General features: G+C 74.0%; 18 protein-coding genes. 16 read left to right on the forward strand and 2 right to left on the reverse strand.

The window, feature by feature from the left end; all coding sequences use genetic code 11:
• Window positions 1-18: 18 nt before the first annotated feature.
• The 4 genes from ACFP6A_RS05200 to ACFP6A_RS05215 all read left to right on the forward strand — a co-directional run bounded on the left by ACFP6A_RS05200 (window position 19) and on the right by ACFP6A_RS05215 (window position 5,550).
• The gene (locus ACFP6A_RS05200; protein WP_379602065.1) at window positions 19-1,806 is read left to right on the forward strand and encodes a DEAD/DEAH box helicase; all 1,788 of its coding nucleotides are present in this window, start codon (window positions 19-21) and stop codon (window positions 1,804-1,806) included.
• An 82-nt stretch (window positions 1,807-1,888) separates the two neighbouring features.
• Complete coding sequence (gene trxA / locus ACFP6A_RS05205) at window positions 1,889-2,263, forward strand: thioredoxin (RefSeq protein WP_379602066.1); 375 nt, start codon at window positions 1,889-1,891, stop codon at window positions 2,261-2,263.
• A 255-nt stretch (window positions 2,264-2,518) separates the two neighbouring features.
• A complete protein-coding gene (locus ACFP6A_RS05210) occupies window positions 2,519-4,900 on the forward strand; it encodes a transketolase C-terminal domain-containing protein (protein ID WP_379602179.1) in 2,382 nt (793 codons plus the stop codon).
• Window positions 4,901-4,908: 8 nt separating this feature from the next.
• Window positions 4,909-5,550 carry an IclR family transcriptional regulator gene (locus tag ACFP6A_RS05215; protein ID WP_379602068.1) on the forward strand — a complete coding sequence of 214 codons (642 nt, stop codon included), beginning with the start codon at window positions 4,909-4,911 and terminating at the stop codon, window positions 5,548-5,550.
• Between the two features lie 28 nt (window positions 5,551-5,578).
• Here the strand turns inward: ACFP6A_RS05215 and ACFP6A_RS05220 are convergent, their stop codons facing one another.
• The gene (locus ACFP6A_RS05220) at window positions 5,579-7,375 is read right to left on the reverse strand and encodes a diguanylate cyclase domain-containing protein (RefSeq protein WP_379602069.1); all 1,797 of its coding nucleotides are present in this window, start codon (window positions 7,373-7,375) and stop codon (window positions 5,579-5,581) included.
• Complete coding sequence (locus ACFP6A_RS05225) at window positions 7,375-7,902, reverse strand: Lrp/AsnC family transcriptional regulator (RefSeq protein WP_379602071.1); 528 nt, start codon at window positions 7,900-7,902, stop codon at window positions 7,375-7,377. Before ACFP6A_RS05225 ends, ACFP6A_RS05220 begins: the two co-directional genes overlap by 1 nt.
• Window positions 7,903-8,125: 223 nt before the next feature.
• On the opposite strand from ACFP6A_RS05225, the gene hppD reads away from it, so the two are divergent.
• The 12 genes from hppD (at window position 8,126) to ACFP6A_RS05285 (ending at window position 19,512) form a co-directional block, all read left to right on the forward strand.
• Window positions 8,126-9,286, forward strand: a complete 1,161-nt coding sequence (hppD, locus tag ACFP6A_RS05230) for a 4-hydroxyphenylpyruvate dioxygenase (RefSeq protein ID WP_379602181.1) — start codon at window positions 8,126-8,128, stop codon at window positions 9,284-9,286.
• Between the two features lie 47 nt (window positions 9,287-9,333).
• Window positions 9,334-9,561 (forward strand): Arc family DNA-binding protein, encoded by a 228-nt coding sequence (locus ACFP6A_RS05235; RefSeq protein ID WP_379602073.1) that lies wholly within the window; start codon window positions 9,334-9,336, stop codon window positions 9,559-9,561.
• A gap of 16 nt (window positions 9,562-9,577) precedes the next feature.
• Window positions 9,578-9,760, forward strand: coding sequence for a hypothetical protein (locus ACFP6A_RS05240; protein ID WP_379602074.1), 183 nt, complete (start codon window positions 9,578-9,580; stop codon window positions 9,758-9,760).
• Window positions 9,761-9,931: 171 nt separating this feature from the next.
• Window positions 9,932-11,230: a homoserine dehydrogenase gene (locus ACFP6A_RS05245; protein ID WP_379602076.1), complete on the forward strand. Its 1,299-nt coding sequence runs from the start codon at window positions 9,932-9,934 to the stop codon at window positions 11,228-11,230.
• Window positions 11,231-11,319: 89 nt separating this feature from the next.
• Window positions 11,320-12,390, forward strand: coding sequence for a threonine synthase (gene thrC, locus ACFP6A_RS05250; RefSeq protein WP_379602077.1), 1,071 nt, complete (start codon window positions 11,320-11,322; stop codon window positions 12,388-12,390).
• Window positions 12,391-12,398: 8 nt separating this feature from the next.
• On the forward strand, window positions 12,399-13,370 hold the full coding sequence (thrB, locus tag ACFP6A_RS05255) for a homoserine kinase (protein WP_379602078.1): 972 nt from the start codon (window positions 12,399-12,401) through the stop codon (window positions 13,368-13,370).
• Window positions 13,371-13,559: 189 nt separating this feature from the next.
• A complete protein-coding gene (gene rho, locus ACFP6A_RS05260) occupies window positions 13,560-15,317 on the forward strand; it encodes a transcription termination factor Rho (protein ID WP_379602080.1) in 1,758 nt (585 codons plus the stop codon).
• A 132-nt stretch (window positions 15,318-15,449) separates the two neighbouring features.
• A complete protein-coding gene (gene rpmE, locus ACFP6A_RS05265) occupies window positions 15,450-15,680 on the forward strand; it encodes a 50S ribosomal protein L31 (RefSeq protein ID WP_379602082.1) in 231 nt (76 codons plus the stop codon).
• Between the two features lie 96 nt (window positions 15,681-15,776).
• Window positions 15,777-16,871 (forward strand): peptide chain release factor 1, encoded by a 1,095-nt coding sequence (prfA, locus tag ACFP6A_RS05270; protein ID WP_379602084.1) that lies wholly within the window; start codon window positions 15,777-15,779, stop codon window positions 16,869-16,871.
• A complete protein-coding gene (gene prmC / locus ACFP6A_RS05275; protein ID WP_379602086.1) occupies window positions 16,855-17,754 on the forward strand; it encodes a peptide chain release factor N(5)-glutamine methyltransferase in 900 nt (299 codons plus the stop codon). Before prfA ends, prmC begins: the two co-directional genes overlap by 17 nt.
• Entirely contained in the window at window positions 17,751-18,404 is a 654-nt protein-coding gene (locus ACFP6A_RS05280; RefSeq protein WP_379602088.1) for an L-threonylcarbamoyladenylate synthase, read from the forward strand. The genes prmC and ACFP6A_RS05280 overlap by 4 nt, the downstream gene beginning before the upstream one ends.
• Window positions 18,405-18,414: 10 nt before the next feature.
• On the forward strand, window positions 18,415-19,512 hold the full coding sequence (locus ACFP6A_RS05285; RefSeq protein ID WP_379602090.1) for a glycosyltransferase family 4 protein: 1,098 nt from the start codon (window positions 18,415-18,417) through the stop codon (window positions 19,510-19,512).
• The last annotated feature ends 41 nt before the right edge of the window (window positions 19,513-19,553 follow it).

Below are 19,553 nucleotides of genomic sequence, written 5' to 3' on the forward strand. Positions count from 1 at the left end.
GGTTACCCTCGCCGGACCGTGACCTCCTCCTCCACGCCGCACCGCGCGTCGTCCGCCGCCGCCTCGCAGCTCCCCCCGGCGTACCCGGAGCGGGCCCCCTGGGGGACGGCGTCGAAGTTGCGTGCCTGGCAGGCGGACGCCCTCCAGACGTACCTGCGCCGCCAGCCACGGGACTTCCTCGCCGTGGCCACCCCCGGCGCCGGCAAGACGACGTTCGCGCTGCGGGTCGCCGCCGAGCTCCTCGAACGCGGCGTCGTCCGGCGGGTGACGGTCGTCGCGCCGACCGAGCACCTGAAGTCCCAGTGGGCGGACGCCGCGCACCGGGCGGGTATCCGAATCGACCCCGCCTTCCGCAACAGCCAGGGCACCCACGGCCGCGACTACGACGGTGTCGTCGTCACCTACGCCCAGGTCGCCGCCCGCCCGGTGCTGCACCGGGCGCGCACCGAGGCCGCGCCGACGCTCGTCGTCCTCGACGAGATCCACCACGCCGGGGACGCGCTGTCCTGGGGTGACGCCGTCCGCGAGGCCTTCGAGCCCGCGACCCGGCGGCTGGCGCTGACCGGCACCCCGTTCCGCTCCGACACCGCGGCGATCCCGTTCGTCGACTACGTCCCGGACGCCGACGGCGTCCGCCGTTCCCGGGCCGACTACGCCTACGGCTACGAGCACGCCCTGCGCGACGGGGTGGTGCGGCCGGTGCTCTTCCTCGCCTACTCCGGGCAGATGCGTTGGCGCACCCGCGCCGGGGACGAGGTGAGCGCCCGGCTCGGGGAGCCGCTCACCCAGGACATGACCGCCCAGGCCTGGCGCACCGCGCTGGACCCCCGCGGGCAGTGGGTGCCGGCCGTGCTGCGGGCCGCCGACAAGCGCCTCGCGCAGGTGCGCCGGCACGTGCCGGACGCCGGCGGCCTCGTCATCGCCACCGACCAGAGCACCGCCCGCGCCTACGCGGCCGTGCTGCGGCAGGTGAGCGGTGAGCAGCCGGTCGTCGTGCTGTCGGACGACGCGGGCGCGTCCTCCCGGATCGAGGAGTTCGCACACGGCGACCAGCGGTGGATGGTCGCGGTGCGGATGGTCTCCGAGGGTGTCGACGTCCCGCGGCTCAGCGTCGGCGTCTACGCCACCTCGGCGTCCACGCCGCTGTACTTCGCCCAGGCGGTCGGGCGGTTCGTCCGGGCCCGACGTCGGGGAGAGACCGCGTCGATCTTCCTGCCGAGCGTGCCGGCGCTGCTCGAGCTCGCCGGGGCGATGGAGGTCGAGCGCGACCACGCCCTGGACCGTCCGCGCGGTGAGGAGCCACAGGAGTGGCTCGAGGACGGCCTCCTCGAGGCCGCGCAGCGCGCCGAGAAGGCCTCCGGCGACCTGACCGAGGGAACGTTCCAGGCGCTGGAGGCGCAGGCCTCCTTCGACCGGGTGCTCTTCGACGGCGGCGAGTTCGGGTCCCACGCCGAGCCCGGCAGCGACGAGGAGCAGGACTTCCTCGGTATCCCGGGGCTGCTCGAGCCCGACCAGGTCGCCACGCTGCTGCGCCAGCGTCAGGCCGACCACGCCAGGCGCCGGGGCGCAGGGCGCCAGGAGCCGGCGGGGGTCACCGACGCCGCCGTGCACCGCCTCACCGCCGCGCTGCGCAAGGAGCTCAACGGTCTCGTCGCGGCGTGGGCACGGCGCACCGGCCAGCCGCACGCCGTGGTGCACGCCGAGCTGCGCCGCCTCGGCGGCGGGACCGAGGTGGCCCGGGCCACCCCCGAGCAGCTCCAGACCCGGATCGACACGCTGCGGGACTGGTTCGTCGGCCGCCGCTGACACCGATGCCCCCCGGGGTATGAGATGCGTCACCCGTCGGCGATGGTGGAACACCGGGCCACGCTCGTCCGTTACAGCGACCATGGCTACGACAGCGATGACCATGGAGAACCACGACGAGACCGTCCAGGACGGCATCGTCCTCATCGACTTCTGGGCCGAGTGGTGCGGTCCGTGCCGCCAGTTCGCCCCGGTGTTCGAGCAGGTCTCCGAGGAGAACCCGGACGCCACCTTCGCCAAGGTCGACACCGAGGACCAGCCCGAGCTCGCCGGCCGGTACGGCGTGACGTCGATCCCCACGCTGGTCATCTACCGCGACGGCATCCCGGTGTTCGGTCAGCCGGGCGCGCTGCCCCGGCCCGCGCTCGAGGACCTGCTGCGCCAGGTGCGCGCGCTCGACATGGACGAGGTCAAGAAGCAGTACGACGAGCAGCTCAAGGCCGCTGGGCGCGTCTGACCCCCTCCTGATCACCGACCAACCCTGTTGGTGATCATGCAGTCCCGCCACCCTGGGCCCCCCGTCTCCGCGACGTGATCATGCAGTCCCGCCACGCTCGCGGCGGACGGGGGGTCTTCGGCTGACCCCGGGCCGGGGCCTACAGTCGCCGCCGTGACCGACGCCGCCACCGCTCCACTGCCCGGCCGGTTCCCGGTGGACGACGCCCCGCCGCCGGCCGCGCCGTCCCAGGCCCCCGGGGTCGCCCCCCGGCGGATGTCCGCTGCCGCCGAACCCGGGGTCGACCTCGACGTCCTCGACGAGATCCAGCGCCGGGTGCTGTGGCTGTCCACCCGGATCATCGACGCGGCGAACCGCGAGCGGGACACCGGCGACGGGGTGAAGGTCGGCGGCCACCCGGCGTCATCGGCGTCCCTGGTCACGATCCTCACCGCCCTGTGGTTCGCCCACCTGGACGCCGAGGACCGGGTCGCGGTCAAACCGCACGCCTCCCCGGCGTTCCACGCCGTCCAGTACCTGCTCGGCCGCCTCGACCGCCGCTACCTGACCATGCTGCGCGCCCGCGGCGGCCTGCAGTCCTACCCCTCGCGCACCAAGGACCCGGACGACGTCGACTTCTCCACCGGGTCGGTCGGCCTGGGCGCCGCCGCCCCGCTGTTCGCCGCCGCCGTGCGCCGCTACGTCGACGCCCACTTCGGCGAGCGCGAGCCGTCTCGCTTCATCGCGCTGCTCGGTGACGCCGAGCTCGACGAGGGCAACATCTGGGAGGCCGTCGCGGACGCCGCCACGCAGGGGCTCGGCCGGGTCACCTGGGTCGTCGACTTCAACCGCCAGTCCCTGGACCGCGTCGTCCCCGGCGTGCGCATCGACCAGTGGCGCTCGGCGTTCGAGGCCAACGGCTGGCACGTCGTCGAGGTCAAGTACGGCCGCCGGCTGCAGGCCTTCTTCGAGCGCGACGGCGGTGTCCTGCTGCGCGACTGGATCGACGCCATGCCGAACGAGCAGTACCAGTCCCTGTTCGGGCTCACCGGTCCCCAGCTGCGCGCGCGGCTGCTCGACGGCGCCCCCGACGGCCTGGCGGACGTCGTCCGGGACGTCGCCGACGACGACCTCGGCGTCCTCGTCACCGACCTCGGCGGGCACGACCTCGGGGCCGTGCTGGAGGCGCTCACCGAGTGCGACGCCGAGACCGACCGGCCCAGCGTCGTGTTCGCCTACACCATCAAGGGGTGGGGACTGCCGATCGCGGGAAACCCGCGCAACCACTCCGCCCTGCTCTCCGGCGAGCAGATCGACCGACTGCGTGAGCAGACCGGCCTGGACGCCGCCACCGAGTGGGACCGGCTCGACCCGGGCACCCCGGCGGGGCAGTGGGTCGAGCGGCGCGCCCGTGCGCTGGCCCGCCAGGCCCGATCACCGCGGCTGGCCGGCGTGAGCGTGCCGGACTCCACCGGGGTGCGGGCCACCAAGCCGATCAGCACCCAGGACGTCTTCGGCCGGGTGCTCGTCGACCTCTCCCGCGACGCGTCGGTCGCGCCCTACCTCGTCACCACCGCCCCGGACGTCGCGACGTCGACGAACCTCGCCGGGTTCATCAACCGGACCGGTGTCTTCGCCCCCACCGAGCGCCGGTCCTGGAACGCCGACCCCGTGCTGAAGTGGGCCGAGGGGCCGACCGGCCAGCACATCGAGCTGGGCATCTCGGAGATGAACCTGTTCCTCCTGCTCGGCCAGCTCGGCCTCGCCTGGGACCACTCCGGCCAGCCGCTGCTGCCCGTCGGCACCGTCTACGACCCGTTCGTGGCCCGCGGCCTGGACGCCTTCATCTACGGCACGTACTCCGGCTCGCGGTTCCTCGTGGCGGGGACGCCGTCCGGGGTCACACTCGCCCCCGAGGGCGGGGCCCACCAGTCGTCGATCACCGCGTCCATCGGCGTGGAGCTGCCGGGGGTCACGTTCATCGAACCCGCCTACGCCACTGCTCTGGACTGGCTGATGTGCGACGCTCTCGGCCGGATCGCCGCCGGCGGGGAGCCCGCGCCGCGCACCGCCGCCCCGCACGACGACGGTGCCTACTACCTGCGGCTGACCACCCGGCCGATCGACCAGTCGCCGTTCGAGGCGGCCCGGGCCCGGGTCGGGGACGCCGTGCTGCGCCGGCAGGTGCTCGCCGGGGCCTACCGGCTCCTCGACGCGCACGCCGCCCACCCCGAGCTCGTCGAGCAGCAGGCGCCGGTCGTCCACCTCGTCGGGTCCGGAGCGGTGCTGCCGGAGGTGCTCGCGGCTGCCGAGGAGCTGGCCGAGGAGGGCATCGCCGCCCACGTCGTCGACGTGACGAGCCTGGACCGGGTCTACGCCGCCTGGCAGCGGACGCTGCGGCAGGGCGTGCGGACGGCGACCGCCCCCTCGGTGCCCGGTGTGCTGCGCACCGTGTTCCCCGATCGGGCACCCGTGGTCACCGTGCACGACGCCGCCAGCCACGCGATGGCCTGGCTGGGCTCCGCCCTCGGTGTGCCCGCCGTCCCGCTCGGGGTCGACGAGTTCGGCCAGTCCGGCAGCGTGCACGACCTCTACGAGCTGCACGACCTGCTGCCCGGGTCCGTGACGAACGCCGCGCTCGCCGCGCTCAGCCTCTAGCACCGGCCGTGGCCGCCGCCGAGACGTCGCAGACCCTCGACCGGGCCCTGCGTCTGCTCGAACTGCTCGCCGACGAGCAGCACGGCCGCGCCGGTCTCACCGTCACCGAGCTCGCCGCCGCCCTCGGCGTCGCCCGTCCGGTGGTCTACCGGCTGCTCGGCACGCTCGCCGAGCACCGGCTGGTGCGGCGCAGCGACGACGGGCGGGTCCGTCTCGGGATCGGTGTGCTCTCCCTGGCGCAACGCGTGCACCCGCTGCTGCGGGAGGCCGCCGCGCCGGTGCTCCGGCGCCTCGCGGACGAGGTGCGGGCCACCGCCCACCTCACGATCGCCGACGGCGGGGAGGCGCTCGCCGTGGTCGTCGTCGAGCCGACCCGCACGGACTTCCACGTCTCCTACCGGGTCGGCTCCCGGCACCCGCTGGACCGGGGGGCCGCCGGCCGGGCCATCCTCGCCGGACGCCGCGGCGACCGGGACGTCGTGAGCACGGACTCCGAGCTGCAGCCCGGGGCGGTCGGGGTCGCGGCGCCGGTGCCGCTCACCGAGCTGGACGCCTCCGTCGGTGTCGTCGCCCTCGGTGACCTGGACCGACCGCTCGCCCACCGGGCGGTCCGGGCAGCGGCCGCCGAGGTCGCGGCGGCGCTCGCCTGAGCCCGGTCGGGCCCTCACGCCGGCCCGGTCAGGCCTGCACCGGCTGGTAGGTGGTGACCCGGCCCTTGCCCGCGGCCTTGGACACGTACATCGCCTGGTCCGCCTCCCGCAGGGCAGCGTCGAACGTGCTGCCGGCGGCCACGTCCGTCAGCCCCACGCTCACCCGCACCGCGTGCGCCGTCCCGGCGACCTCGACCGGGTGGGAGAGTGCGGCGACGACCCGCTCGGCGATCGGCAGCGCCTCGCTGACACCGGCGCCGGGGCAGAAGACGACGAACTCGTCCCCGCCCAGCCGGCAGACCGTGTCGCCGGGGCGGACCACGGCGAGCAGGCGCCGGGCGACCTCGACGAGCACCGCGTCACCGGCGGCGTGGCCGGCGGAGTCGTTGACCTCCTTGAAGTCGTCGAGGTCGCAGAAGAGCAGCGCGCCGCGGCCGACCCGGCGGTCCTCCAGGGTCCGGGTGACCCGGTCATCGAGCAGGGTGCGGTTCGGCAGCCTGGTGAGCGCGTCGTGCAGGGCCAGCTCGCGCAGCCGCCGTTCGCTCGTGCGCTGCTCGGTCACGTCGACGATCTGGACGGTGACCACGGACTCCTCCTGGTCAGCCAGCCGCGCCATCGCCATCTCCACCCACCGCAGGCCCGTGCCGGAAGTGAGCCGGACGTCGCCCCGCCAGGTCGCGTCGTCCGTCTCGAGGACGGTGGTCACGGCGCGGTAGAGCAGGTCGCGGTCGCGCTCGTCGACGAGCCGGCACAGCTCGGACCCGACGAGCTGCTCGGGTCGGCGGTCGAGGACCGCCGCGGCCGTCTCGTTCGTGCGGACGACCAGCAGCCGGGGCGACGCCGGCGCCCGGTCCAGGCGCAGCATCATCATCCCGACGAGCGAGCCGTCGAACGTCAGCCGGTAGAGCTGCTCGCTGGACCGCAGCCTGGCCAGGTCCTCCCGGCGCTGACGGGCGGCCAGCGCCAGCGGCACGAGCATCGTCGCGTAGGTGGCCAGGTAGAGCTGGGCGACGGACACCGACAGTGCAAGGTCACCGTCGGCGACGTCGACGAACGGCCCGCGCTGCTGAGCGCTGGTCAGGGAGACCGCGAGCCCGAAGAGCAGCAGCTGGGCGGTGGTGTGCCGGCTGCCCAGACGGACCGCCCCCCAGACGAGGAACGGCAGCGGCAGGAAGCTCAGCGGGTAGGAGTGTGCCGGCAGCAGAACGACCCCGGTGACCACCGTGACGGCCGCCCACTGGGCGAGTGCCTCGGCGCGCCGGTGCACCGGGTCGTGCGGGGAGGAGACGGTGAGGAACACCGGAGTGGCGACGAGCACGGCCGCCGTGTGCGCGAACGTGATCGACCGCAGCACCGTCCACGGCGAGTCGGGCAGCAGCAGGCCGGCGGTCAGGGCCGCGACCGTGCCGGCGGCCAGCGCCCCGAGGGCGGCAGCGGAGATCAGCCGGACGGAGTCCTCCACCGTGCGCAGCCGGAACGGCCGGTCCCGGCCCTGCATCAGCCAGCCGGCCGCCACGAGCGGTTCGACGGCGTTCGCCACCCCGAACGCCAGGGCCGTGACCGGCGTCCGGCCACCGACGTAGTTGGCCAGCGCGGAGGACACCAGGACGACGGCGGCCAGGACCAGCCAGTGTCGTCGCGGCGACAGCACCGTCACCGCGACCGCCACCGCGGCCGCAGGCCACCAGACGGCGACGTGCGTACCCTCGGGGCGCAGCATGACCGCCGTCAGGCTCAGCCCGAACACGGCGACGCCGAGCAGCACGGCCCGCGCCGCCAGGTGGTCCCACAGGCGGCGCCAGGCGCGCTGCGTCGACTCGGGCATCACAGGAGCCCATCGGCAGGTGCAGGGTCGTTCTTCACGTCCCGTCGACGAACTGGCCCGCCCTCTCGGGCAGCGGCCTGGACGAGCGGCAGGGTGCGGGTACCGAACTGGGTCTGCAGGGCGATGAGGGTCGAGGACCGCACGACGTGCTCGCCGTCCACCACTTCGTCGATGACCCGCTGCAGGTCCGCGTTGGACCGCGCGACGACCCGGATCAGCAGGTCGCCGGCGCCCGACACGGTGTGCGCCTCGAGCACCTCGGGCACCTCGGCGAGGTGGTCGGCGACCACGCGGTGCCCCAGGCCCTGACGGATCTCCAGCGTGCAGAACGCGGTGACCGGGTATCCCAGGGCGGCGGGGTCCACCTCCGGGCCGAACCCGGTGACGACGCCGGTGCGCTGCAGCTTCTCCAGCCGGGCCTGCACGGTGCCGCGAGCCACACCGAGCCGGCGGGAGGCCTCGAGCACCCCGATCCGGGGCTCGGCGTGCAGCAGCGCGACGAGGTCGGCGTCCAGGCGGTCGATCATGGTCTCCCGTCTCCTCTGCTCACTGGAGGCCACTGGTCATTCTGACCAGCAGCACATCGAAGTCCGGCCCGGAAATGTACACAGTGACCAGCACAGCGACGGGCTGTTGTCCGAAGCGCGGACGTCGGACACCCTTCCGGAAAACCCGTCCGCCACCGCTGCAGGAGGAACAGTGACGACGCACGCCGAGACCGACCTCACTCCCCAGGAGCGCGAGGCCGACCTGGACCTCGAGCAGCTCAAGCAGCTCGTGGGCCTGGTCGAGTACGACGAGAGCACCGACCCGTTCCCGGTGACGGCGATGGACGCCGTCCACTTCGTTGTCGGCAACGCCACCCAGACCGCGCACTTCTACCAGCTCGCGTTCGGGATGGACCTCGTCGCCTACTCCGGCCCGGAGACCGGCAACCGGGACCACAAGTCCTACGTGCTGAAGTCCGGCTCGGCGCGGTTCGTGGTGTCCGGTGGTGTGCACCCCTCGAGCCCGCTGCTCGACCACCACCGCAAGCACGGTGACGGGGTCGTCGACCTGGCGCTCGAGGTGCCCGACGTCGACCGGTGCATCGACCACGCCCGGTCCGCCGGCGCGACCGTGCTGGAGGAGCCACACGACGTGTCCGACGAGCACGGGACCGTTCGCGTCGCAGCCATCGCCGCGTACGGCGACACGAGGCACTCCCTGGTCGACCGGTCCCGCTACAGCGGCCCGTACCTGCCGGGGTACGAGGCGCGCGAGACCGTCGTCACCCGACGCGAGGGGGCCCCGAAGCGGCTCTTCCAGGCCGTCGACCACGTCGTCGGCAACGTCGAGCTCGGCAAGATGGACGAGTGGGTCGCCTTCTACAACAAGGTGATGGGCTTCGTGAACATGGCAGAGTTCATCGGTGACGACATCGCCACCGACTACTCGGCGCTCATGTCGAAGGTCGTCGCCAACGGCAACCACCGGGTGAAGTTCCCGCTGAACGAGCCGGCCATCGCCAAGAAGAAGTCGCAGATCGACGAGTTCCTCGAGTTCTACGACGGTGCCGGTGCCCAGCACATCGCCCTGGCCACGAACGACATCCTGCGCACCGTCGACGAGATGCGTGCCGCCGGGGTGCAGTTCCTCGACACCCCGGACTCCTACTACGAGGACCCTGAGCTGCGTGAGCGCATCGGTCAGGTCCGGGTGCCGGTGGAGGAGCTGCAGAAGCGGCGGATCCTCGTCGACCGGGACGAGGACGGCTACCTGCTGCAGATCTTCACCACGCCGATCGGCGACCGGCCGACCGTGTTCTACGAGCTGATCGAGCGGCACGGCTCACTGGGCTTCGGCAAGGGCAACTTCAAGGCGCTCTTCGAGGCCATCGAGCGCGAGCAGGCCCGCCGCGGCAACCTCTGACGCCACCCTTCTAGCGATATCGTGATGCTGATAGCGGAGGTGGTGTCGTGGAACAGATTCTGATCCGCAACCTTCCCGCCGGGACGAAGGCCGCGCTCCGTGCGCGCGCCGAGGCGCATCATCGGTCGGTCGAAGCGGAGGCGCGCGACGTCCTCACGAAGGCTCTGCAGGGAGAACCGGTCACCATCGTCGACGTTCTGGGCACCGACGAGGGCGCCGACATCGAGTTCGAACCCGAGCGGCTTGGCGTGACCGCAGGCTCAGCGCCCCTGTGAGGTACTTGCGGACCGGGTGCTGCCCTTCGACGTGTCGGCTGCGCGGGTCCTGGCGGCGTATCGTGTTCCCGAGCACGCACCCTTGGACGACGCGCTGATCGCGGCCATCGCCGAGTCCGCCGGGATGACAGTCGTGACGCGGAACACCAAGCACTTCGAACCCCTTGGTGTGGCCTGCCTGAATCCGTGGCACGCGTGAGCGTTCGAGGGCTGCCCCGTTCCCCGGGCCGTGGCCCTGGGCACGTCCGGATGGTGGGACGGGGTTCGCCCGAACAACGGGACACGGGAGGATGCCGAGGCACTCGGCGCGGGTCGCGTGCCCGGGCGGGAGCCTGGTCGGCAGGGAGGTACCTCGGCAGGAGGGAACGCGGTGACGGTTCGGGTCGGTCTGCTCGGGTGCGGGGTCGTCGGCACCGAGGTCGCGCGACTGCTGCTGACCCAGGGTGACGAGCTGGCCGCCCGGGTGGGTGCCCCGCTGGAGCTCACCGGCATCGCCGTCCGCCGTCCGGACCGGCGCCGCGACCCCGCGATCCCGGCCCACCTGCTCACCACGGACGCCGAGGCGCTCGTCGCCGACGTCGACGTCGTCGTGGAGGTGGTCGGCGGGATCGAGCCGGTCCGCTCCTTGCTGCTGCGGGCGATGGCGTCCGGCGCGTCGGTGGTCACCGCCAACAAGGCGCTGCTCGCCGAGGACGGCCCGACCCTCTACGAGGCGGCCGCCGAGCACGGCGTCGACCTGTACTTCGAGGCGGCGGTCGCCGGCGCCATCCCGATCGTCCGGCCGGTCCGCGAGTCCCTCGCCGGCGACCGGGTCGAGCGGGTGCTCGGCATCGTCAACGGCACGACGAACTACGTCCTGGACCAGATGCACTCCACCGGCGCCGGCTTCGACGACGCCGTCGAGCAGGCCCAGGCGCTCGGGTACGCCGAGGCCGACCCGACGGCGGACGTCGAGGGGTTCGACGCGGCCGCCAAGGCCGCGATCCTCGCCAGCCTGGCCTTCCACACCCGGGTGCCCCTCGAACGGGTGCACCGCGAGGGCATCACCGGCGTCACCGCCGCGGACGTCGCCGCCGCGCGCGCCTCGGACACCGTCGTCAAGCTCCTGGCCATCTGCGAACGGACCACCGACCCGGACGGCGTGTCCGTGCGGGTCCATCCCACGATGATCCCGCGCGACCACCCGCTGGCATCGGTCCGCGGCGCCTTCAACGCGGTGTTCGTGGAGGCCGCCGCCGCCGGCCCGCTGATGTTCTACGGCCAGGGCGCCGGCGGCACCCCGACGGCGGGCGCCGTCCTCGGTGACCTGGTCTCCGCCGCGCGGCACCGGGTCCACGGCGGGCTCGGCCCACGGGAGTCCCGCTACGCCGACCTGCCCACCCGTCCGATGGGCGAGGTGCTGACCCGGTACCACGTGCGCCTGGACGTCGAGGACCGGCCCGGCGTGCTGGAGCAGGTCGCCCGGGTGTTCGCCGAGCACGAGGTGAGCATCGAGACCCTCCGGCAGACCGTCGCCGGCGAGCAGGACGACCAGGCCACCCGGCGTGCGACGCTGACCATCGTCACGCACACCGCGCGGGACGCGGCGCTCGGCGCGACCGTCGACGCGCTGGCCAAGCTGGACGTCGTCGACGCGGTGGCCTCCGTGCTGCGCGTGATGAGCGACTGACCGGCCGGACGAACCCGACCAGCCGGACGAGACTGACTCAGAACGACTGAGACCGCACCAGACCAGCGAGAACGCACGAGGGAGCAGCCGTGGCGCACCTGTGGCGCGGGGTGATCGAGGAGTACCGGGACCGTCTGCCGTTCGGCGCGGACGCCCCGGTCGTCACGCTCGGCGAGGGCGGCACCCCGCTCGTGCCCGCGCGCCACCTGTCCGAGCGCACCGGCTGCGAGGTGTGGCTCAAGGTGGAGGGCTGCAACCCCACCGGCTCGTTCAAGGACCGGGGGATGACCACGGCCATCACCCGCGCCGCCGAGCTCGGTGCCCGCGCCGTCATCTGCGCGAGCACCGGCAACACCTCGGCCTCCGCGGCCGCCTACGCCGCGGCGGCCGGGATGACGTGCGGGGTGCTCGTGCCAGAGGGCCGCATCGCGATGGGCAAGCTGAGCCAGGCGATCGCCCACGGCGCGACGCTGCTGCAGGTGGCCGGCAACTTCGACGACTGCCTGACCCTGGCCCGCAAGCTTGCCGAGGCGTACCCGGTCGAGCTCGTCAACTCGGTGAACCCGTACCGGATCGAGGGCCAGAAGACGGCGGCGTTCGAGGTCGTCGACGTCCTCGGCGACGCCCCGGACGTGCACTGTCTGCCGGTCGGCAACGCCGGCAACGTCACCGCCTACTGGAAGGGCTACACCGAGTACGCCGAGGACGGCCCGGCCACCCGCCGGCCGCGGATGTGGGGCTTCCAGGCGGCGGGGGCCGCCCCGATCGTCGCCGGCCACCCGGTCGACCACCCCGAGACCATCGCCACCGCGATCCGGATCGGCAACCCGGCCTCGTGGCAGCAGGCCGTCGCCGCGCGCGACGAGAGCGGCGGCGTCGTCGAGGCGGTGACCGACGAGCAGATCCTCGCCGCCCACCGGCTGCTGTCGGCCCGGGACGGCGTGTTCGTCGAGCCGGCCTCCGCCGCCGGTGTCGCCGGTCTGCTCGCCCGCCACGAGGCCGGTGCGCTCGAGCCCGGCCAGCGGGTCGTGTGCACGGTGACGGGGCACGGGCTCAAGGACCCCCAGTGGGCCCTGCGGACGCCGGACGGCGGGGACGTCGAGCCGTTGCGGATCGGCGTGGACGCCTACGCCGCCGCCGCGGCCCTGGAGCTGCAGTGAGGGCGGCGGTGCCACCGCCGGAGCCCGGCGCCTCGGTCACCGTCCGGGTGCCGGCGTCCAGCGCGAACCTCGGACCCGGCTACGACGCCGTCGGTCTGGCCCTCGGCGTCTTCGACGAGGTCGAGGTGGCCGACGACCTCGACGCTGACCCGGTCACCGTCGAGGTCGACGGCGAGGGAGCCGGTGAGCTGCCACCGGGCGAGGACCACCTCGTCGTCCGGGGCCTGCGGGCGGCCTTCGAGCGCGCCGGGGTGGTCTGCCGCCCCGGCCTGGCGCTGCGGTGCCGCAACGCCGTCCCGCACGGCCGGGGCCTGGGCTCCTCGGCCACCGCGATCGTCACCGGGGTCGCCGCGGGGCGGGCCCTGCTGGCGCCGGGCGCGCTCGGCGCCGAGGACGTGGTCGACCTGGCCAGCGGGATCGAGGGGCACCCCGACAACGCCGCCGCCTGCGCGCTCGGCGGGATGACCCTGGGGTGGCAGGAGCCGACCGGCCGCTGGCGAGCGGTGCGGCTCGACGTGCACCCCGACGTCGAACCCGTCGTCTGCCTGCCCGCCGACCAGCTGCCGACGTCGACGGCGCGCTCTGTCCTGCCGCCGACCGTGCCGCACGGGGACGCCGCGTTCACCGTCGGTCGCGCCGCCCTGCTCGTCGAGGCGATGACCCGGTCCCCGGACCTGCTGCTACCGGCGACCGAGGACCGCCTGCACCAGGGGCAGCGCGAACCGGCCATGCCCGCCACCCTGGCGCTGGTGCGCAGGCTGCGCGCCGACGGGCTGGCCGCCGTCGTCTCCGGCGCCGGCCCCAGCGTGCTCGTGCTGACCACCGTGGACCAGGCCGCGGACGCCGCCGCGCTCGCCGCCGAGGCTGCCGGTGGCTGGCAGGTGCTCCGACCCGGCGTGGCGACCACCGGAGCCCAGGCGTCCGGTCACGGCGCGCCGGGTTCTCCGACTGCGGAAGTACCGGACGCCAGTCGGTGTTAGAGTGATCGTGCACCCGGGGCCCTCGAGGCCCGGGAACTCTCCGAGATCTCGGCCACTCGGCCCCGTGCATCAGCGCCACCGTGGACGTCGCCCCGGCGTCCCCAGCGTGGCTGTTCCCGTACCCGGCGATTCGGCCGGACACCCGCGGTCCACATCTGAAGGACCGCCGACGAGGGGGAAGGGTCCTTCGTGACAGACACCACCGAGACCGTCGAGAGCTCCGCGGCGGCAAGCCCCAGCCTGTCGACGCTGCGTCTGCCCCAGCTGCAGGCGCTCGCCTCCGAGCTGGGCGTGCGCGGCACCGGACGCATGCGCAAGAGCGAGCTGCTCGAGGCCATCCGCGCGCACCAGGCCGGGCAGCCGCCGGCTGACCGGGGGGACGCCGTCCGGCGGACGCCGGCCCAGCGGTCCCAGGCCGAGGCTCCCGACGCCGGACGACGGCAGGACGGCGACCAGCAGGACGGCACCCACCGGGACGGCGCCTCGCAGAATGGCGCCCCGCAGAACGGCGCCCCGCAGAACGGCGCCCCGCAGAACGGTGTGCAGCAGAACGACCGGCAGCAGAACGACCGGCAGCAGAACGACCGGCAGCAGCAGGACCGGCAGCAGAACGACCGGCAGCAGAACGACCGGCAGCAGCAGGACCGGCAGCAGAACGACCGCCAGCACGGTCCGGACGGCGACGACGACGAGCGGGGCGGCCGCCGGCGCCGTGGTCGGTACCGCGACCGCAAGCGCCGCGGCCGCGGCAGCGACCAGCTGCCCGACGAGGTTCCCGAGGTGTCCGAGGACGACGTCCTCGTCCCGGTGGCCGGCATCCTCGACGTCCTCGACAACTACGCCTTCGTCCGCACGTCCGGCTACCTGCCCGGCCCCAACGACGTGTACGTCTCCCTCGGGCAGGTCAAGAAGAACGGCCTGCGCAAGGGCGACGCGGTGACCGGCGCGGTGCGCGCCCCCCGGGAGAACGAGCCGGAGAACAGGCGGCAGAAGTACAACCCGCTCGTCCGCCTCGACACGGTCAACGGGATGACCCCGGAGCAGGCCCGTCAGCGGGTCGAGTTCGGCAAGCTCACCCCGCTGTACCCCCAGGAGCGGCTGCGGCTGGAGACCGAGCCGGGGATCCTGACGACGCGGATCATCGACCTGGTCGCCCCCATCGGCAAGGGCCAGCGCGGGCTCATCGTCTCCCCGCCCAAGGCCGGTAAGACCCTGGTGCTGCAGGCGATCGCCAACGCGATCAGCGTCAACAACCCCGAGGTGCACCTCATGGTCGTGCTCGTCGACGAGCGCCCCGAGGAGGTCACCGACATGCAGCGGACGGTCAAGGGCGAGGTCATCGCCTCGACCTTCGACCGTCCGGCCGACGACCACACGACGGTCGCCGAGCTGGCCATCGAGCGGGCCAAGCGCCTCGTCGAGCTCGGTCACGACGTCGTGGTGCTGCTCGACTCCATCACTCGCCTGGGCCGTGCCTACAACATCGCCGCACCGGCCTCGGGCCGCATCCTGTCCGGCGGCGTGGACTCCAGCGCCCTGTACCCGCCGAAGCGGTTCTTCGGCGCCGCCCGCAACATCGAGAACGGCGGCTCGCTGACCATCCTGGCCACCGCGCTGGTGGAGACCGGCTCGAAGATGGACGAGGTCATCTTCGAGGAGTTCAAGGGCACCGGGAACATGGAGCTGCGACTGGACCGGCGGCTGGCCGACAAGCGGGTCTTCCCCGCCGTCGACGTCAACCCCTCGGGCACCCGCCGCGAGGAGATCCTGCTCGGCCGCGAGGAGCTGCAGATCATCTGGAAGCTCCGCCGGGTGCTGTCCGCGCTGGACTCCCAGCAGGCCCTCGAGCTGCTGCTGTCCAAGCTGCGCGAGACCCGCAGCAACACCGAGTTCCTCATGCAGGTGCAGAAGACGACGCCGATCGCCGGCAAGGGCGACGACGACTGACCCGGGAAGGCCGGCCGCGCCCCGTGCGTTTGGGAAGCGTGCCGGTCCCTCTGGCACACTGGACGACGGTTCCGGTTCACGCGTGCGCGCTCGGCGTCGCGACCCGGCGACCTCCACACCGAAGGAGCCCCTGTGAAGAGCGACATCCACCCGGACTACGTGGTGACCGAGGTGACCTGCACCTGCGGGAACACGTTCACCACCCGCAGCACCGCGAAGAGCGGTCAGATCCACGCCGACGTCTGCAGCGCCTGCCACCCCTTCTACACCGGCAAGCAGAAGATCATGGACACCGGCGGCCGGGTCGCCCGCTTCCAGGCCCGCTACGGCAAGAGGACCGTGGCCTCCGGCGACGGCAAGTAGCGACCTCACGGCGCCGGCACGCCCCCGACCCGGGGGGGTGCCGGCGCCGTCGTCGTCGTCGCGCCCGGTGAGGGCGTCCCACGCAGAGGAGCCAGCATGTTCGAGTCGGTCCAGGGTCTGCTCGAGGAGCACGCCCGGCTCGAGCACGCGCTCGCCGACCCGACCGTGCACGCCGACGCCCGCCGGGCCCGGACCCTGGGCCGGCGCTACGCCGAGCTGGGCGCCGTCGTCGCCGCCTACGACCGCTGGCGCGCCGCCGAGGACGACCTCGCCGCGGCCCGCGAGCTGGCCGCCGACGACGAGGGGTTCGCCGCCGAGGTGCCCGCCTTGGAGCAGGCCCGGGACGACGCCGCCGAGCGGCTCCGCCGGGTGCTCGTGCCCCGCGACCCGGACGACGACCGGGACGTGCTCCTGGAGGTCAAGGCCGGGGAGGGCGGTGAGGAGTCGGCCCTGTTCGCCGGCGACCTGGTACGGATGTACCTGCGCTACGCCGAGCGCCGCGGCTGGCGCGCGGAGGTGCTCGACGCGACCGAGTCCGACCTCGGCGGCTACAAGAACGTCGTCCTGGCAGTCCGCTCCCGCGGGACCCCTGGCCCCGGCGAGGGGGTGTGGGCGCGGCTGAAGTTCGAGGGCGGCGTGCACCGGGTGCAGCGGGTCCCGGTCACCGAGTCCCAGGGCCGCATCCACACCTCGGCCGTCGGCGTCCTCGTCATGCCCGAGACCGACGAGGGTGACGACGAGGTGCAGATCGGCCCGAACGACGTCCGCGTCGACGTGTTCCGGTCCTCCGGGCCAGGCGGCCAGAGCGTCAACACCACCGACTCCGCGGTGCGGATCACCCACCTGCCGACGGGGATCGTCGTCTCCTGCCAGAACGAGAAGAGCCAGCTGCAGAACCGGGAGCAGGCGATGCGGATCCTGCGCGCCCGGCTGCTCGCCGAGGCCCGCGCCGCCGCGGACGCCGAGGCGGCCGCCGCCCGCCGCTCGCAGGTGCGCACCGTGGACCGGTCCGAGCGGATCCGCACGTACAACTTCCCGGAGAACCGGGTCAGCGACCACCGCACCGGGTTCAAGGCCTACAACCTCGACCAGGTCCTGGACGGCGACCTCGACCCGGTGCTGCAGTCCTGCGTCGACGCCGACGAGACCGCGCGCCTGGAGCAGGCGGGTAGCGGTGACCGCGTCGGCTGAGCCGCCCTGCGTGCCGACCGCCGAGCGGCTCGACGTCGCGCTGCGCCGGGCCACTGCGCGGCTGGCGCAGGCGGGGGTCGCCACGCCGCGCCAGGACGCCGAGGCGCTGGCCGCCCACCTGCTCGGCTGCCGTCCCGGCGAGCTGCGGGCCGCGGCGCTGCGCGGGGCCGACGCCCCACCGGGTCTGGCCGACCTCGTCGACGAACGGGCCCGACGAGTGCCGCTGCAGCACCTGACCGGCCGAGCCGCCTTCCGCACCGTCGAGGTGGACGTCGGCCCGGGGGTCTTCGTGCCGCGCCCCGAGACCGAGGTGGTCGCCGGCGTCGCCGTCGCCGAGGCCCGCCGGGTCGCCGCGAGCGGACGGGCCCCGGTCGTCGTCGACCTGGGCACCGGGTCGGGCGCCATCGCCCTCGCGGTCCGCCACGAGGTGCCCCGGGCCGTCGTGCACGCCGTCGAGCTCGACCCGGCGGCGCACGCCTGGGCAGCGCGCAACCTCGCCGGCACCGGGGTCGACCTGCGCCTCGGTGACGCCGCGGACGCCTTCGGCGACCTCGACGGCACCGTCGACGTCGTCGTGTCCAACCCGCCGTACGTGCCCCCGCACGCCGTGCCCGTCGACCCGGAGGTGCGTGACCACGACCCGGCCGCGGCGCTGTACGGCGGCGGCCCCGACGGCCTCGACGTCCCGCGGGCCGTGCTGCGCACCGCGGCCCGGCTGCTGCGGCCCGGCGGGCTCGTCGTCGTCGAGCACGCCGAGGTCCAGCAGCCCGCGCTGCTCGCCGAGCTGCGGCGCGGCGGGTGGCGCGAGCCGGCCGGGCACACCGACCTGACCGGACGTCCCCGCCACGTCAGCGCCCGGCGGTGGGAGAGTGGACCCTCGTGAGCAGCCTGTACGACTGCACCGACGCCGACCAGCGTGCCACCGGCCTGCGGCACGCCGCCGACGCGCTGCGCCGCGGCGAGCTCGTCGTCCTGCCCACCGACACCGTGTACGGGGTGGGTGCCGACGCGTTCACCCCGGCGGCGGTGGCCGCCCTGCTCGAGGCCAAGGGCCGCGGCCGGGAGAAGCCGCCGCCGGTCCTCGTCCCCGACGCCCGCACCCTCGACGGGCTCGCCACCGACGTGCCGGACGACGTCCGGGCGCTCATCGAGCGCTTCTGGCCCGGTCCGCTCACCGTGATCTGCCGGGCGCAGCCGTCCCTGCACTGGGACCTGGGGGACACCGGGGGCACGGTCGCCGTCCGGATGCCCCACCACGAGGTCGCTCTCGAGCTGCTCGCCACGACGGGTCCGCTGGCGGTCAGCAGCGCCAACCGGACCGGCCGCCCGGCCGCGACGACCGCGGCCGAGGCGCGCGAGCAGCTCGGGGACGCGGTCGCCGCCTACCTCGAGGCGGGGCCGACCGGCCGCAGCGAGCCGTCGACCATCCTGGACGCCACCGGCGGGCGGCTGCGCGTCGTCCGGCTCGGGGCGCTCGGGCTCGAGGAGGTACGCGAGGTCGTCCCGGACGTCGACGGGCCGGGCGGGGCGTGAGGCGCCTGCGGTGAGGGCCTACCTGCTCGTCCTCGTCCTGGCCGCGGCCGTCACCTACCTGACCACCCCGCTCGCCCGCCGGCTCGCGGTCGCGACCGGTGCGCTGACGCCGGTGCGGGCCAGGGACGTGCACGTCGTCCCGACCCCGCGGCTGGGCGGCCTGGCCATGCTCGCGGGTGTCGCCGTGGCGTTCGCCGTGGCGTCCCAGGTGCCGTTCCTCGACCCGGTGTTCGCCGGGCGCGGTCCGTGGGCGGTGCTCGGCGCCGGGGCGCTGGTGTGCCTCGTCGGCGTCGCGGACGACGTATGGGGCCTGGACGCGCTGACGAAGCTGGCCGGGCAGGTGCTCGCCGCCGGGCTGCTCGCCTGGCAGGGCGTCCAGCTGGTGTCCCTGCCGGTCGGCGGGGTCACCGTGGGCTCCGGGGTGACCTTCCTCGTGCTGACCGTCCTGGCGGTCGTCGTCACCATCAACGCGGTGAACTTCGTCGACGGCCTCGACGGGCTCGCCGCCGGGGTCATGGCCATCGGGGGAGCGGCCTTCTTCGTCTACACCTACCTGCTGACCCGGGACACCAGCGCCGACGACTACTCCAGCCTCGCCACCCTCGTCGGCGCCGCCCTCGTCGGCGCCTCCCTGGGCTTCCTGCCGCACAACTTCAACCCGGCGCGGATCTTCATGGGCGACTCCGGCTCGATGCTGCTCGGGCTGCTGCTCGCCTCGGCCGCGATCGCCGTCACCGGCCAGATCGACCCGACCGTCGTCTCCGACGCCCAGGTCGTCCCCGCCTTCTTCCCGCTGCTGCTGCCCGTCGTCGTCCTGCTGCTGCCGTTCACCGACCTGGCCCTGGCCGTGGTCCGCCGGCTGCGGGCCGGGCAGTCCCCGTTCGTCGCCGACCGGATGCACCTGCACCACCGGCTGCTCGACCTCGGCCACAGCCACGCCCGGGCGGTGCTGATCCTGTACCTGTGGACCGGGGTGATGGCCTTCGGTGCGGTCTCGCTGGCCTTCGTCCCGCTGTCGGTGGGAGTGCCGTTGTGGCTCGCCGCGATCGTCGCCTCCGCCGCGCTCACCCTCGGGCCGCTGCGCGGGCGGACCGCCCAACGCTTGTGATAGCGTTCACAAGCACGCCGACGACCCCCACCGACGGGAGC

It is taken from the genome of Quadrisphaera sp. GCM10027208 (genome assembly GCF_042658805.1).
Lineage (GTDB): Bacteria > Actinomycetota > Actinomycetes > Actinomycetales > SCSIO-59966 > SCSIO-59966.